We start from the raw sequence: 16,018 nt of genomic DNA on the forward strand, positions 1-16,018 counted from the left end.
ATTGGAGCAGGTGGGGCTTAATGAAACATTTTTATCTCGCTACCCCCACCAGATATCAGGTGGCCAACGGCAGCGGGTGGCGATAGCCAGAGCCATCATACTGGATCCTGACATTATTCTGCTGGATGAGCCTACTTCAGCGTTGGATGTTTCTGTCCAGGCCGAGATACTTAATCTTTTAGCAACCTTGCGCACCCGTCATCAGTTAACGTATCTCATGGTGTCACACGATCTTGGCGTTATTGCTCATCTTTGCGATCGTGTTGCCGTGATGAAGGGGGGAGAGGTGGTCGAGGTCGTTTCCAGAGAAGAGCTGATGGACGGAAATATAGCGCATCCCTATACGCAAAGCCTTTTACAGCATGCTTTTAACCGCGAATAAGGCTCTGGTTCAATAGAAAGTAAAGGTGGGAGGGCCCACCTTTATGTTTAACGTGATTTACCGTTGAGATTGAAACAACTCTGCATTGAACGTTCTGACAAAAAAGAACACAGCGCCAAGGCTTACCGCACTACTGTTGGTCTTCTTTATCTAACCTGCTCATCCAGCCAGTCGAAAGCAGCATCTTGCATATCGGCCGTGAACGTATGTGCTTTGTCTTGCCATACGCGGGTAGTGAGGCCTTCACTTTCTCCGTAGGCATCCCATACGCTGTGCATTTTCGCCATGGCCGCTTGTACGGCGCTGGTGGGAAACAGTGGACCTTCTCCTCCGACATAAACCAGCATCGGCTTGAGTGCTGATAGCGCCGCCACATCCGGAAAGTCTAGCAGGCTCAATAATCCAGGATGTAACATTGTAAAAGCCGACTGACCGCGCAACTGATTATTGCCCGGGAGCATAACTCTTTGCTTTCTGCCATCCACCCATCGACGACGGTGGCTCTAATCTCGGGTGACAACGTCGTTGCTATTAGCGTTCTCATCTTGTCTCCTCAAGCCCGGTCGGTAACGCCAGTTCTGATGGGCTTGGTATGGCACCGGTCTGTACCATCCATTCAGCTAACAAGTTAGGCCAGCCTGCTACCGGCTTACCCTGTGCTCCCCCTATGCCGAAACCATGGCCTCCGTCACGGAAGATATGTAGCTCCGCCTTAACGCCTGCTTCATGAAGTGCAGTATAAAAAGCAACGGCGTTGGCTGGTGATACGGAGGGGTCGTCGTCGGCCATTACCAAAAACGTTTCAGGTGCATCCGTACTGACGTGCTCTTCAGGAGAGTAATCACTTTTTTGCTGCGGCGTTGGGTTATCACCAAGCAGAGCAGAGCGTGAGCCTTTATGAACGCCGTTATCCTGCATTGTCACCACCGGGTAAACCAGGGCTACAAAATCGGGGCGGGCTGAGATAACGTGTGCCTCGTTGTCCTCTTCATAAGTGGTCCGGTCATAGCCAGTAGCGAGCGATGCACCCAAGTGGCCTGCGGCGGAGAAGCCCAGAAACCCAATGCGATCAGGATTCAGCCCCCACTCATCAGCATGTCCACGCACTAGACGCATCGCGCGCTGAGCATCGGCAAGCGGCGCATCCGCGCGGTCAGTGTGTCCCTCGCCAGGCAGGCGGTAGGCAAGTAGGAAGCTGGTGACGCCCAGAGGCGCCAGTGCTTTGGCAATTTCAATCCCTTCCTTGTCGAGAACCACACGCCTATAAGAGCCGCCCGGGGCGATAATGATGGAGGTGCCGTTGGGGTTTTCTGGAACCCAAGCCGTTAGGCTTGGTTCAGCAATGCCTGTAAGGGCTCGGTCAGCCCTAAACAAGTTTTTGGAGCGCTCATCAATGGTTGGTGTGAGGTCAGCGGGTGTTCCCGCGGGCCGCTCGTCCCAAAGCGGTAGAACCGCTTCATGCTGTAAAACATCGGCCATAGCTCCCTCCTGTGCTCATAAAACCGCACAAGGCTAACGCCACCAGTCATGCGGATAAATGTAGTGTTTGTTTTTACATGGTTGATAAACCATTTAATGCGTCATGCGATCATTGTTTTTATAAAAAAAGAGTGTCTGCTGCTATGGGGAGCAAGAGACACTCAGCGCTAGTTTTACTGATTGAACACTAACCGTTGTAGAGCCAAGGCACGTGCACGCTGTTCGCTCTCAGTATTGGCTTCTTGTTGAAGCAGGGCCCTGATCTCAGCGAGCGTTACTTCATCAAAAGGCTGCGCCATTGCTGACGTGTTTTCTTCCTGAATGAACCAGTTGTCATCGCTGATATCGCCGTGAACGCTATCGGGGTAATCGCTTTCGCTTTCCATATGCAGCGATACGTTGCCCGCTAACTGAGCAGATTCTAACTGATCACCATAGGGGCTTTGGCGAACAATAAAGTTGAAGCGCTTATTGTCGATAGCCACGTTATCAACGATGGACAAAGCGCCCGAGTTGAAGTTATCGGTGAAGCCATCCATACCATTATTGAATGAAAGGTTATTTTTCACGGTGTGAGCAACAGGAAGGCCTTCGCCGCCCAACTTGAAGCCATTACCCAGGTTGCCGCCTGTTTGCTGGGTGTTAAAGGTCTGGCCATTATTAAACGCAATGGAGTTGGTAATGGTTACGGCGCCGTTAGGGCCATCCTCTACTTTGTTGAACAGGTCCCAGCCATCGTCGATATTGTGGTGCGAGATGCAATAATCGAACGAGTTGCCTTCACCGATACGCATCTTGGCGGCAAAGCCGTCGGCGTTGATGCCGGATGCGTCCTCGTTGTTATAGCTTTCGCTATAGCGCACCGTGTTATGGCTGGCCCACAGGGCGCGGCCAACGTCGGAGGGCGAGGTAATCTGAAAGCCGGTGTCCGGGGCGCTGTGGGTCACGATATGTTCGAAAACGTTATGGCTGCCGTGAATAATCAAACGCTCGCCCGCGACTTCAAGATGATCCAACTGCCAGTAATTAGCGTTATGCGACACCATACCGGTGAAGCGCACCTCAGCGTTTTCGCCGGAAAGCCGCTTTAACGCGTCTGGTGTGCCGCTGGCGGTCAGCGGAATTTCAATGGCGCCATACTCGCCGTCGGCCAAATGAATGGTGCCCCCTGGCGCGACCAGCGAGATAGCCGATTCCAGGTCTAACGGATTGTCTAGGTCGCCTGGCTGCCCTGCGCGCCCGTCCGGTGATACGTGAAGGTTGTAGGGGTCTGCAACGTCTATCAATTCAAGCATTAGGGTCGTGTGCTGGGGGTGAGTATCAGGCCCTTCGGAAGGCACGAAGGTAACGTTTAGCTCGGTGGGCTCTTTAACCTCAAGCGGAAAATGAAACAGTTGACCGGCTTCTACTTCTAGTGACTCGCCAAGCGCCTCTCCATCCTTGGCTAAGCTGAAAGTACCTGCGTAGTTGGCCAGTGCCTGCAGCGTATAATCCGATGTTGTCACGAGGCTGGGTGAGGCGATTGACCACACGAGCGGCGCTTCTAGCGCCTGATATTCAGCAGCTTGCTGGGTGTCGGCATCAGACAGCTCAATGGTGATATCGGAAACGTTGAGCCGGGCATTGCGCGAGGCAAAAAAACCTATGGACTGGTGCTCTGGGTCCTGTACCTCGACCAGGTTGGCGGGCGCCTCGATCAGCTCATGGCGGTAGATCTCATCGCCATCCTCCAGGGTAACGCTGAAATGTTCATCGCTGCGTGCAAGGCTCATGCGGTAGGTGTGTTCGCTGCCGTGGGGTATACCTTCGGCATAGTCTTCCTTGCTCAGCAGATTACCCGGGTTTCCCCACGGGTCCTGAATACCCTCGCGGTATACCGCCGTTGCATTTGCCAGCCCATCGTTCTCCCGCGTATGCGAGCGCATCAAGTTCATGACCATATTGGAGGCAGCTGGAAATTCCTCATGGCCAGCAGGTTGGGGGTTAGCGCGTGGCGCTCCCACTACATCACGAACGATAATGCCTGCACCTTCCTGACGGTTGGGTGTTGCCCCTGTTTCCGGGCCTAACTGCTCTAGTGTAAGCGTTGCTGTGAGCACGAAGTTTTTATCAGTGGGCAACGTCGTGTAATAGAAGGTACCGCCTTCATGCGAGTTGGCGAGCTTCCCGCCTCGGCTCTCAATTGTCACGTTATCAAGCAGGGCACCCGAGGAGACTGGTTCGCCATTGTGGGTCACCTCATTGGTGCCGACTTTCTCAGGCAGAATAGTGGAGCCAAAATTTAAATCCGTTGACTGGCCAAAGGTGACGCTCTGCCAAACAAGTTCGGAAGCGTCATCGGCGTGCACAAGCGAGATGCCCAAGGCGGGTGTTATAACGGTCAAGGCAAGCGAGGCTATCTTTCTCATGAGTAAACCTTATGTTCTTTATGATTGTTCTAAAAAGACTGGCCACAGCCCGAGAAAGGACGATGACGCTGAAAATTCGTCAAAAGATAATACATAGTACGTTTTGAGCTACAAATTAGCTAAAAGTATGACAGCACTAAAACAAAGATATGAATGTAGCTTTAACGTATCTCGACCCAGTCCGGGCTTTGGCCAACAGGCAGGCGATTAACTAACTGCAAATAGCCGGTCTCGCTATCTATTCGATAACTCGCAATATGATGGGAAAACTGTCCGGCGGCGATGAGATAGTGACCACAAGCAGTAATGGCAAAGCCACGGGGGCGGTTCTCCGTCTCAAAATACTTTTCAAAGTGGATTGTGCCATCTGATTGCAGATTAAAGAGGTGCAGCGTTGAGGTGGCTTTTTCAGAGGCATACAGAAAGCGAGCATCCGGAGTAATATGAATATCCGCTGCTTGAAATGCCTCTTGCTGATCAGGTAAGTACGCCGTTTGCAGGTGGTTTAAACCTTCTGCACCATAACGGACGACGTTAACTGTGCCGTTACGTTCGCCAATGATGTACGCAATAGGCTGGGTAGGGTGATAGGTAATATGCCTTGGTCCAGTGCCCTCTGAGAGCATAAGCTCATCAATACATTGAGCCGGAAACGAGGCAGCGCTACCGGAAGACCGTGATTCCCATTGCCATTGATATATAACGTCTTTGCCAAGGCCCGTAGCTAGAATAGTCTTGTTGTCTGGCGCCATGCGCAGCATATGCGCATTCACAATTTCTTGAATCTGATGGGGCTTTACCGCTATACGGTTATCTTGCTGTATGTCAAAAACGCTGACGTGATGATCGATAAAAGATGCGCTTAACAAGTGCGTATCATCAGTGTCTGTCTGGATATAGGCAAGATTGGTTTCAACAGGCGTGTTACCTAAGTGCTGTAGACCGCCTTTGGCATCAATCGTGAAGCTGGCAATAAAAAACGGTTCTCCTCGGGAAACGGCATAGAGTGTATTACGCGCACGCGATATGGCAAGTGGCATGGCTCCACCCGGTTTTTTAAGCCCTGGAAGACGTGTGTGCGTAACGTATTCAAGTGTTCCGGTTGCTAATGATAGGCTGGCGGTATATAGCTCTCCGCTTAGCGCACAGCCTATATATAACGCTTGTTTTTTATCGATCATCGTGGCTTTTTGGTTCATGTTGACTGTCCTTTACGATAGCTTAAAACGATACGCTTGAATTCGTCATCTGCGCTGATCTTCGGTCTTCGTATATTCATACCATTGTCTATATTGTTGTCGGCAGTGTGTTTCTCTAATATTAAACATATTATGTATGACTTTAAGAAGCCATGCCAAATGTAAAAATACGCTATATACGAGGGGCCAAGGCACGATGAAAATCGAATCCATATCCGTAGACGTTATCCGCTATGAATCCAAATTAGCCCGAGACAGTGCGGGTCACGCCCATGCTGGAAAGCCCAGCGAAGCGCAAATTGCCATGCTCTCCGTGACAGCCGAAGATGGCGCCAAGGGGTACGCTTTTGCACCCAAAGAATTGATCCGCCCTTACATTGTTGAAAACTACTTTAAGAAGGCGGCTATCGGTAAGCCTGTGCATGCGCGGGAGCTTATCTGGCAGGATCTCTGGTTGCGCCAACGGGGTAGTGGAGCACAGCTAACAGACCGTGCCATGGCTGTTCTAGATCAAGCGCTTTGGGATCTGGCGGGTCGCCAGTTGAATGTACCTGTCTATCAGCTGTTGGGCGGTGCCCGGGACAAGGTAAAGGCTTATGCCAGCACCATGTGTGGGGATGAAACGCAAGGGGGACTCTCCACGCCTGAAGAGTACGCCCAGTTTGCGGAATCCCTGGTCGCGCGTGGTTATCAAGGCATCAAGCTACACACCTGGATGCCGCCGGTTAGCTTTGCGCCTAGCGTCGAAATGGATATTCGTGCTTGTGAAGCCGTCCGGGAAGCAGTAGGGCCCAACGTGGCACTCATGCTGGATGGTTACCATTGGTACAACCGACTGGATGCCTTGAAAATCGGCCGCGCGCTTTCGCGTCTGAACTTCGCTTGGTTTGAAGAACCGATGCCTGAAGATTCCATGGAGTCCTACCGCTGGCTGACCCAGCAGGTGGATGTGCCGGTTATCGGCCCGGAAACCATTGGTGGCAAGCATCAAAGCCGTGCCAGCTGGGTTCAGCACAATGCCTGCGACATCCTGCGTGCAGGTGTCGCCAATGGTGGGGGTATCACGCCTTGCATCAAGGCGGCCCATCTGGCCGAGGCGTTCGGCATGGACTGCGAAATTCACGGCAACGGCGCGCCGAACCTGGCGGTCGTGGGTGCTATAACCAATTGCCAGTGGTACGAGCGCGGCCTATTGCACCCGCATATGGATTACGACGAGGCGCCTGCTTACTTGAACGTCATTGTCGATGAAATGGATGCACAAGGCTTCGTTCACCTGCCCGACCGACCGGGCCTGGGTGAAAGCATCAATTTTGATTACATCAAAAATAATACGCTAGAGAGCTACTAATTTGGTTAACGGGCCGGGTTAGTTCACCGCGTATATTTCAAAGCACCAGCTTTATAACTATCCGGCAACGCCGATGTTCCAATAATAAAGTGATAAGGGGTTCTTATGAGTGTCGATGTCTGGGTAATATTAATTTACCTTGTCTTTCTAGTAGTCATTGGTTGGGTGTTTAAAAACTTCAATGCTAATACCAGTGACTACTTCCGCGGTGGCGGTAACATGCTGTGGTGGTTGGTAGGTTCAACCGCCTTCATGACACAGTTCTCAGCCTGGACATTTACAGGTGCCGCTTCTCAGGCCTATATGAGTGGCTTTGCGATCATATTTCTTTTCATGGCCAACGCTGCCGGTTATTTCCTTAACTATGTGTATTTTGCGCCGCGTTTTCGGCAGCTGCGCGTGGTCACCGCTGCAGAAGCGCTGAAGATGCGCTATGGCAAACCCAGTGAGCAAACCTTTATTTGGTTTAGTATGTTTGATGGGTTGGTATCCGCAGCAACCTGGTTAAGTGCTCTGGCAATCATTACTTCGGCGGTGTTTAACGTTCCGCTTGAAACCGTTATTTTGTTAACCGGTATTGCCGTAGTAGCAATGTCAGTAACGGGCGGTGCCTGGGCGGTGGTTGCCTCCGACTATGTTCAAATGCTGATCATTATGTCGGTTACCTTTGTTTGCTTTATCGTTGCCTGGGGGAATACAGAAAGCATAGGCCATGTTGTATCCAGCTATGACGGTGAGTTTTTGACAGGAAGTGGCTATGGCTATGCATGGCTGTTTGGATTTTGGGTATTCATGTTAATTATTAAGCAAATATTCATGATGAATAACACGCTTAATGGTTATCGCTATATTTGCGCCAAAAACAGTAAGAATGCTCGCTATGGTGCTCTGTTTACCCTTTGTCTTGCTTTGATTGGGCCCATTATATGGTTTTTCCCTGCATGGTTTATGCATGCTTACAGCCCGGACTTCACAGATAACTTCGCTATGTTGGGCGCTAAGGCCAATGAGGCTGTCTTTGTCGGCTTCGTTAGTGAATATATGCCGGCAGGTATGTTGGGACTGCTGATGGCTGCAATGTTTGCTGCTAGTATGTCTTCAATGGACTCAGGCTTGAACCGTAACGCAGGCTTCTTTGTACGGAACTTCTATCTACCTGTTATAAAGCCCCATGCTACCGAGAAAGAGATGATGCGTGTCTCACGCTTTGTCACCCTCAGTTTCGGTGTGATCATTATCGGTATCAGCCTGTTTATCAACTCGCTAAAAAGTATGAGCCTGTTTGATATCTTGTTAACGGCAAGCGCGTTGATTACCTTCCCGATTACCATTCCTGCCATGTTGGGTATGATTATTCGCAAGACACCAGACTGGTCTGGCTGGGGAACGCTCGTAGTGGGCTGTATGGTTTCTTATGTTATTGGCGCATGGCTATCGCCAGAGTTCGTTAATAATGTAATGGGAATGGATATTACTGACCGTGAGTGGTCTGATTTCCGCGTCTCATTTGCTATCGGTGCACATGTCGTAATAACTGGTGGTTTCTTCATGTTGAGTACACTTTTTTACAAACCTGAAGCGCAATCAGACGAGCGAGCAGATGAACGCGCGGAAATGTGGCAGCGTTGGGAAACGCCGGTAGAGAGTACCGAAGAAGATCCAGCTTCCGATGCAATTGATTATGCCCAGAAAATTGTGCTGGGTCGTTTAATTCTCATTGGCAGCATCATGGTGATGGGCTTGTCATTACTTCCCAACTCGATGGATGGACGCCTAATCATGCTCTTGTGCGGAGGGATACTGTTGGTTCCTGCGGTTCTGATGCTTATCTCGGCGCGTGCCAGTAAGCGAGCTATGCATAAAGCGGAATTGAAGACTCAAACCGCTTAATAACAGTGACCCACAACAAAGCACTCTCTTGATGCAGGTACAGGCGTAGGGAGAGTGCTTAATGAAACATAATACATTATAAGTGTTATGCATAGGGTGCGCGCAAGTTCACACCATGTGAAGAATTTTTAGCGTGCGATAACAATAAGTGCTTAACCGAGAAGGCTATTTATGAAAAATACAAAGTTAGTTAATGGGGTGGCAGTACTTGCAGCAATGTTTTGTAGTCTTGGTCATGCAGGCACAACGACCATAGCAACAAAATATGAACAGACCTTTAGAGATAATCAGGATTATAAGGTCAAGTTTGGTATTGGGCATGTATTCGATAATAAAATATCACTTGGCTTTGAGCACCAACGTCGCTGGCGCGATGAGATAAGTGGATCACCTGAGTTAGCTGAGAATTTATTTGGTCTTGGCTATACCTATGCACTGGATGAAGATAAACGATGGACACTTCAGCCAAAGATTGAATACAAGTTTAACCCAGGTCAGGAAATGGCTCGTCCAATGCTCAGGTTAAACTATCGTATTAATGATGCTTTGCGGATTGGTACACGCTACCGCTATGAATATCAGACGTATAAAGAAGGTAACGGGCCAAGGTCGCGAGCCAATCGATTTGACGGATATATCAATTATGCTCTGACGGACCAAATTGGTCTGGCTTGGAACACTAGCTACGCCTATATGCTTGGTGGTGATAATCGTATGTATACAGGGTCCCGTGACCGTTGGGAGCATGAGTTTAGCGTTGGTTATCGCATCAATCGAGCCAATGCGCTTGCTATAACCTATAAGCGTAAAGATGAAATACGCGAAGGGGCATCTAGTAATGCTGGAAAACATAATGATGCTGCCCAGCTAACGTATAGCTTCCGATTCTAAACACCCGTTATGGGTAATATAAGCAGGAGCGTTCAGGCTTGCATAAAACAGATGCAGGTTGAGGTGGTTTAAAAACATTGATTTCGCTTCTGCTTCCCTCTATAGTTGTGTGATGTATTACAACGAGACATGATACAGGAATAAATATATGAATTTTTCACGTGAAAATACTGTGACAGCTATCTCAAACGGCTTGCTATCTTTCCCGATTACGGATTTCGACAGTCAAGGCTGTTTTAACCGTGAGAGCTACCAGGATCGCCTGAAGTGGTTTGTGAGCCATGAAATTACAGCTGTCTTCGTTGCTGGCGGAACGGGCGAATTCTTCAGTCTGTCGCTGGAAGATTTCCGCGATGTAGTGACAACAGCGGTTGAAACTATCGGTGGTCAGCTACCTATTATTGCTAGCGCAGGCCAAAGCGTTGAGATGGCCAAGGCTCAGGCCAAAATTGCCGAAGAAGCCGGGGCTGACGGTATTCTCTTGATGCCTCCCTATCTAACGGAATGTCCTCAGGATGGCTTGGTCGCCTATGCACGTGAAGTGTGTAACAGCACGTCCATCAACGTTATCTACTATAACCGTGGTAATGGCATTATGAATGCCGAGTCGGTCAAGCAACTAGCCGATTCCTGCCCAAATTTGATTGGCCTTAAAGATGGTAAAGGCGATATTCAGGCACTGAACAAGATTGTGAAAACGGTCGGCGACCGTCTGGCATACATTGGGGGCGTACCTACCGCTGAGATTTTCGCGGAAGCCTATTTGTCGATCGGCGTTAATACCTATTCTTCAGCGGTGTTTAATTTTGTGCCCGATATGGCATCAACGTTTTATAAGGCACTGCGTGCCGGCGAACAAAAGACGGTAGAGAAAATTATCCGGGATTTCTTTATTCCGTTTGTTGATCTACGCGACCAGAAAAAAGGCTATGCCGTTAGCTTGGTTAAACTGGGGGCTGATATCGTCGGCAAGCCTGCAGGTAACGTGCGTGCACCGCTGGTGATGCCTTCTGAGTCAGAGCGCAATCAGTTGATCGACTTGGTCAACGTTGCCAAGCAGTATTAAAGGCCGCCGCAGCAGCGATTTTCAAACAATTCAGGAGGCATGATGTCAATTCCAGAAAATACCCGCCCATTAACTGGCCCGTCCCCGCGCTTTAAGGCGCCTGCGGGAGCAACTGATTGTCATGCCCATATTTTCTTACCAGAGTTTGAGGCGCAAGAGGGCGGGCCTCAAATTGCTGAGCTGGCAACGGTTGAAAATTATCGTGAGCTGCAAAAATGGTTGGGCCTGGAGCGTATCGTTATTACCCAGCCAAACGCTTACCAAACCAACAACGCTGCCTTGGTCGCAGCGTTAGAGCAGTTTGGTCCTGAGGTGGCACGCGCTATAGCTGTCATTACACCGGATACTCCTCGAAGTGAGCTTGATCGGTTACACGAGAAGGGCGTACGTGGCGCACGTATCATGCAGCTGCCAGGTGGGGCGGTAGGTATTGATCGTATGCTGGCTGTAGAAAACGTTATTCAGGATATGGGTTGGCATCTCATGGTCCAGTTTAACGGCCGTGATCTGCCTGACTACCATGAAGAGCTGCAAAAGATTAAAGGACGCTACATTATTGATCATATCGGTAAGTTCATTGCCCCAGTGCCTGCCGATGACCAGCGTGTTGATGACATCCTGCGTTTGATCGATAAGGGTAATGCATGGTTCAAGATCTGTGGTGCGTATGAAACCAGCTTGACGGGCGGGCCAGATTACTCAGACGTATCGCCTATTGCCAAGCGCGTCATCCAGCATGCGCCTGACCGGGTTATCTGGGGATCCAACTGGCCCCATGTTGGCGTCCAGCGCGCACAATACCCAAGTGATGCTGAGCAGCTGGATATTCTCTTGGATTGGGCAGATGCAGAGACGCGGCAAAAAATATTGGTAGATAACCCGGCATTTCTCTACGGTTTCTAGTTATAAGCAGGTTGTTATTAAATTTTACTACCTGGCAACTATAAGATGAGCAGGAGATGGGTATGTTAAACAAATTATTAGTCACTGGTGCTGCAGGTGGTGTGGGTAAAGCGATTCGTCCTTACTTAACCAAGCTCGCCAAGAATGTGCGCCTTTCCGATATTTCAGATATCGCAGATCCGGCTGCTCATGAAGAAGTGATGGTATGTGATCTTGCCGACTATGAAGGCGTAAAAGCGCTGGTAGATGGCTGTGACGGTATTATTCACTTGGGCGGCGTCTCTGTTGAAAAGCCTTGGGAGGGCATTTTACAGTCAAACATTATTGGTACTTACAATCTTTACGAAGCAGCACGCCATTTAAATAAGCCGCGCATCATTTTTGCAAGCTCGAACCATACCATTGGCTTTTACGAGCGCACTCAAAAAATTAACACACAAGTGCCGCGCCGCCCTGATTCTATTTATGGTCTTTCAAAGTGTTTTGGAGAAGACTTGGCGAGCCTCTACTTCGATAAATTTGGTATTGAAACGCTAAGTATCCGAATCGGATCCTGTTTCCCTAAACCGGCTGATGCTCGCATGCTGGCGACTTGGCTCCATGTTGAGGATTTACTGGCTCTGTTTGAGCGTGCGTTTCAGGCGCCCAAGCTGGGGAATTCCGTCATTTATGGCGCTTCTGATAACGCTGAACAGTGGTGGGATAACCAGCTGGTTTCGTTTTTGGGTTGGAAGCCGCGCCATAGCTCTGAGCAGTGGCGCGAGGAAATTGAATCCAAGGGGGGGCAAGCAGCAGACCCTAACTCACCAGAAGTGGTTTATCAGGGTGGAAAATTCGCTGCTTCAGGCCATCCTGATGACTGATCGTCATATGTATGATTAAAAAACGTATGGGTTGTTATATAGTGGTACATATTATGGAGGGCATTAAGCAAGCCTGAACTTTGATCTACGTGAGAGTTAGTGAAGCATGAAAAATCTTGGCATAAAACCTTTAGTGCATGGTGGTAGCTTGTCGCGACAGGTCTCCCAGCAATTGGAAAGTATTATTGCAGGCCAGGAAATCCCGGTGGGAGATAAGCTCCCACCAGAAGGCGCGCTATGTGACATGTTCGGGGTTAGTCGTACGGTCATTCGTGAAGCTATCACTCACTTAAAATCGCAGGGGCTTGTTGAAACCCGCCGTGGAATTGGAACACGCGTGTTGCGTTCGCTTCCTGAAAGCAAGGCGTCGGGTAAGAAAATTCGACTGAGCACTATCGAGGATATTTTAAATATTCTTGAGCTACGTCTGACTATTGAACCCGAGGTGGCTGCTTTGGCCGCCAATCGGCACGATGAGCAAGATAAACAACGCCTGATAAGCCTGCATCAAGATTTTATTCAGGCGTGTAAGCACGCGACGCAGGCACGAGAGGAAGATCTGGCCTTCCACGCAGCTATCGCGCAGGCAACGCATAACCCAGCGTTTGCCACCATTTATGAGCAGTGGGATGTAGGCACAATTCCTCGCGCTAAGTTGATGTCAGTGGAAGTGGATTTGCAAACGACATACCAGTACCTGCAAAGAGTAAGCCAGGAACACTCTGACATTCTTGAGGCAATTCTGGCCCGTGATCCAAAGGCGGCCAATGCTGCCATGTATCAACATTTAAGCCGAGCATATAAAACTTACTATTCTTACAAGTAGGTGCGTTTAAAGGTGATGCCCTACGCGAATCTATCAGGAGAGATCGACCATGGCACTGGAAGGCAAACTCTTAATCGGTCAGCAGGTTGTCACCGGCACACAGCGCAATATCCAGGCTACTAACCCTTCTACGGGTGAGTTGCTTGAGCCGGTCTACGTAGGCGGAGACCGAAGCCATGTTGAACAGGCCACTAAGCTTGCCTGGGATGCACTGGATACCTATCGCGAAACTTCACTGGAAGCACGCGCCACCTTTCTTGAAACCATTGCCAATGAGATTGAAGCAATTGGTGATGAGCTGATCGAACGTGCCATGGCGGAATCCGGTCTTCCGCAAGCACGTCTTGCTGGCGAGCGTGGCAGAACCTGTGGTCAGTTACGCTTATTTGCATCGGTAGTGCGCGCTGGTGAGTGGTTGGATGTACGTATCGACCCTGCCATGCCGGATCGTCAGCCGCTGCCGCGTGCTGATTTACGCCAGCGCCATATCGCTTTGGGGCCGGTGGCTGTGTTTGGTGCCAGCAACTTCCCCCTGGCATTCTCTGTAGCGGGTGGCGATACCGCCTCTGCGCTGGCGGCGGGCTGCCCGGTAATAGTGAAGGGCCATTCCGCTCACCCCGGCACGTCCGAGCTGGTGGGCCGGGCGATCCAAAAAGCAGTGAAAGCCTGCAACCTGCCGGAAGGCGTGTTCTCGCTTCTGTTTGGTTCGGGTAATGAAATTGGTCAGGCGCTGGTCACCGACCCACGTATTCAGGCAGTAGGTTTCACCGGGTCACGCAGTGGCGGTACAGCGCTGATGCAGGCGGCTCAAAATCGCCCCCAGCCCATCCCTGTTTACGCTGAGATGAGCAGCATCAACCCGGTCTTTTTACTACCCGCAGCGCTGAAGGAAAACAGCCAGGCGTTGGGCGAGGCATTCGTTGGCTCACTCAATATGGGGGCTGGCCAGTTCTGCACCAGCCCCGGCTTGGTGATCGCCGTCAAAGGTCCGGATCTGGATTCATTCATTCAGTCGGCACAAAAAGCGGTGGAAGGCAGCGGCGCGCAAACCATGCTGACACCGGGCATCCATGACGCGTATCAAAAAGGCGTTTCCGCACTGAGCGGTGAGGCCAATGTGAGTGAAGTCGCCCGTGGCCAAACCGGCAGCGGCAGCTATCAGTGCCAAACGGGCCTATTTGCCACGTCGGCAAGTAATTTCCTCGCGTCTGAAGTGCTTCAGGAAGAGGTGTTTGGCGCGAGCTCACTAATCATCGAGTGCCAGGATATGGCCGAAGTGAAGCATGTGGCCGAGCAGTTGGAAGGCCAGCTAACGGCCACGCTGCATATGAATGATGCCGATATTGACGCGGCAAAAACGTTGTTGCCCACGCTTGAGCGTAAAGCAGGGCGGGTTCTTGCCAATGGCTGGCCAACTGGCGTAGAGGTTTGCCATGCCATGGTTCACGGCGGCCCTTACCCTTCAACGTCCGATAGCCGTACTACTTCGGTAGGCACCGCCGCGATCAAGCGCTTTTTGCGTCCGGTATGCTATCAGTCACTGCCAGAAAGCTTATTGCCAAGCGCGTTGCAAGAAAGCAATCCGCTGAAAGTTAGCCGATTGGTAGATGGTAAGCGGGAAGCCTGATATCTCTTTGAGATCATCGGAAGTCATCCACTAGTCAAGACCCAAAGCAGGTAAGTAATTACCTGCTTTTTTATCAAGTGTGCATCTAACAATTAAAATTCGCAGGAGTAGATGATGAGTGAAGAAATTACCCTTTCATTGAAAGATGCTGAAGCCCTGAGTCTCAATGTGCTTCAACATAATGGCTATAGTCAGGCTCACGCGGAAGCCATAACACGTAATGTACTGGCCGCTCAGCGTGATGAGTGTCACTCACATGGCCTATATAGGCTGATTGGCTGTGTTAACACGGCCCGCAATGGCGGGGTGGACACGCACGCAACGCCGGAAATTATCGACCAGGCAGCTAGTGTTGTTAAGGTGAACGCTCATCAAGGGTGCTCGTTATTGGCATTTGAACAGGGTAAACAAAGCCTTGTTGAAAAGGCCAACCGCACGGGCATTGCGGCACTTGCGATTAATAACAGCTTTCATTTTTCAGCGCTGTGGCCTGAAGTGGAGGCGCTCTCCAGCGAAGGTTTGATCGGCATCGCTATGACCCCAAGCCATGCGTTTGTTGCACCTGCAGGTGGCACTAAGCCGCTACTGGGCACAAATCCTATCGCGTTTTCATGGCCGCGGCCGGGTGGCACGCCGTATACGTTCGATTTTGCGACTAGCGTTGTAGCGCGGGGTGAAATCGAGTTGCATAAGCGCGCTGGGAAAACGATTCCTTCTGATTGGGCGATAGATGATAAAGGTAGCCCCACCAGTGATCCGGCAGCGGCACTCGCGGGCGCCATGCTAACCTTTGGTGGCTACAAGGGCTCGGCGCTTTCTACCATGATTGAACTGCTGGCCGGGCCGCTGATTGGCGATGTACTGGGCCATGAAACTCAGGCTGCCAACGAGCAGAAAACCGGCAAACCCTTTCATGGCGAGCTGATTATCGCCATATCGCCAGAGGTATTCTTGGGGAAAGACGCCGAACACCATCTTCAGCATGCAGAGGTACTGTTTGATAATATCCTCGGGCAGGGCGCTCGCTTACCTTCCCAGCGCCGTTTTAAGGCGCGTGAAAATAGCCTGCAAAACGGCGTTACGTTGCCAAAGGCTCTTTTTGATGAGCTTGTCGAACTGACTCATTAAGCCAT

The 16,018-nt window shown here is 50.5% G+C and carries 14 protein-coding genes; 10 read left to right on the forward strand and 4 right to left on the reverse strand.

What is annotated here, in order from left to right:
- Positions 1 to 382: ABC transporter ATP-binding protein (locus ACT3TY_RS09310; protein WP_444628002.1), on the forward strand; the 382-nt coding region annotated here is incomplete at its 5' end.
- Positions 383 to 528: 146 nt separating this feature from the next.
- Here ACT3TY_RS09310 and ACT3TY_RS09315 read toward each other — a convergent pair.
- The 4 genes from ACT3TY_RS09315 to ACT3TY_RS09330 all read right to left on the reverse strand — a co-directional run bounded on the left by ACT3TY_RS09315 (position 529) and on the right by ACT3TY_RS09330 (position 5,468).
- Positions 529 to 843: a hypothetical protein gene (locus tag ACT3TY_RS09315; RefSeq protein WP_444622089.1), complete on the reverse strand. Its 315-nt coding sequence runs from the start codon at positions 841 to 843 to the stop codon at positions 529 to 531.
- Positions 844 to 922: 79 nt separating this feature from the next.
- Entirely contained in the window at positions 923 to 1,861 is a 939-nt protein-coding gene (locus tag ACT3TY_RS09320) for an alpha/beta hydrolase (protein WP_444628003.1), read from the reverse strand.
- 173 nt (positions 1,862 to 2,034) lie between these two features.
- Positions 2,035 to 4,269 carry a right-handed parallel beta-helix repeat-containing protein gene (locus ACT3TY_RS09325; protein ID WP_444622087.1) on the reverse strand — a complete coding sequence of 745 codons (2,235 nt, stop codon included), beginning with the start codon at positions 4,267 to 4,269 and terminating at the stop codon, positions 2,035 to 2,037.
- Positions 4,270 to 4,430: 161 nt separating this feature from the next.
- Complete coding sequence (locus tag ACT3TY_RS09330) at positions 4,431 to 5,468, reverse strand: lactonase family protein (protein WP_444622086.1); 1,038 nt, start codon at positions 5,466 to 5,468, stop codon at positions 4,431 to 4,433.
- A 196-nt stretch (positions 5,469 to 5,664) separates the two neighbouring features.
- Here ACT3TY_RS09330 and ACT3TY_RS09335 point away from each other — a divergent pair, with 196 nt between their 5' ends.
- The 9 genes from ACT3TY_RS09335 (at position 5,665) to ACT3TY_RS09375 (ending at position 16,013) form a co-directional block, all read left to right on the forward strand.
- On the forward strand, positions 5,665 to 6,819 hold the full coding sequence (locus ACT3TY_RS09335) for a mandelate racemase family protein (RefSeq protein ID WP_444622085.1): 1,155 nt from the start codon (positions 5,665 to 5,667) through the stop codon (positions 6,817 to 6,819).
- A 105-nt stretch (positions 6,820 to 6,924) separates the two neighbouring features.
- Positions 6,925 to 8,709, forward strand: coding sequence for a sodium:solute symporter family transporter (locus ACT3TY_RS09340; RefSeq protein WP_441678521.1), 1,785 nt, complete (start codon positions 6,925 to 6,927; stop codon positions 8,707 to 8,709).
- Between the two features lie 171 nt (positions 8,710 to 8,880).
- A complete protein-coding gene (locus ACT3TY_RS09345; protein ID WP_441678519.1) occupies positions 8,881 to 9,600 on the forward strand; it encodes an oligogalacturonate-specific porin KdgM family protein in 720 nt (239 codons plus the stop codon).
- Positions 9,601 to 9,748: 148 nt separating this feature from the next.
- Positions 9,749 to 10,666: a 5-dehydro-4-deoxyglucarate dehydratase gene (kdgD, locus tag ACT3TY_RS09350; RefSeq protein WP_444622084.1), complete on the forward strand. Its 918-nt coding sequence runs from the start codon at positions 9,749 to 9,751 to the stop codon at positions 10,664 to 10,666.
- A gap of 42 nt (positions 10,667 to 10,708) precedes the next feature.
- The gene (locus tag ACT3TY_RS09355) at positions 10,709 to 11,569 is read left to right on the forward strand and encodes an amidohydrolase family protein (protein ID WP_441678515.1); all 861 of its coding nucleotides are present in this window, start codon (positions 10,709 to 10,711) and stop codon (positions 11,567 to 11,569) included.
- 62 nt (positions 11,570 to 11,631) lie between these two features.
- On the forward strand, positions 11,632 to 12,432 hold the full coding sequence (locus ACT3TY_RS09360) for an NAD-dependent epimerase/dehydratase family protein (protein WP_441678513.1): 801 nt from the start codon (positions 11,632 to 11,634) through the stop codon (positions 12,430 to 12,432).
- 106 nt (positions 12,433 to 12,538) lie between these two features.
- Positions 12,539 to 13,258: a FadR/GntR family transcriptional regulator gene (locus tag ACT3TY_RS09365; RefSeq protein WP_444622082.1), complete on the forward strand. Its 720-nt coding sequence runs from the start codon at positions 12,539 to 12,541 to the stop codon at positions 13,256 to 13,258.
- Positions 13,259 to 13,307: 49 nt separating this feature from the next.
- On the forward strand, positions 13,308 to 14,885 hold the full coding sequence (locus ACT3TY_RS09370; RefSeq protein WP_444628004.1) for an aldehyde dehydrogenase (NADP(+)): 1,578 nt from the start codon (positions 13,308 to 13,310) through the stop codon (positions 14,883 to 14,885).
- A gap of 114 nt (positions 14,886 to 14,999) precedes the next feature.
- Positions 15,000 to 16,013, forward strand: a complete 1,014-nt coding sequence (locus ACT3TY_RS09375; protein ID WP_444628005.1) for an Ldh family oxidoreductase — start codon at positions 15,000 to 15,002, stop codon at positions 16,011 to 16,013.
- Positions 16,014 to 16,018 lie beyond the last annotated feature (5 nt).

The sequence above is a fragment of the Halomonas sp. AOP22-C1-8 genome (assembly GCF_052378905.1).
Taxonomy (GTDB): domain Bacteria; phylum Pseudomonadota; class Gammaproteobacteria; order Pseudomonadales; family Halomonadaceae; genus Vreelandella; species Vreelandella citrativorans.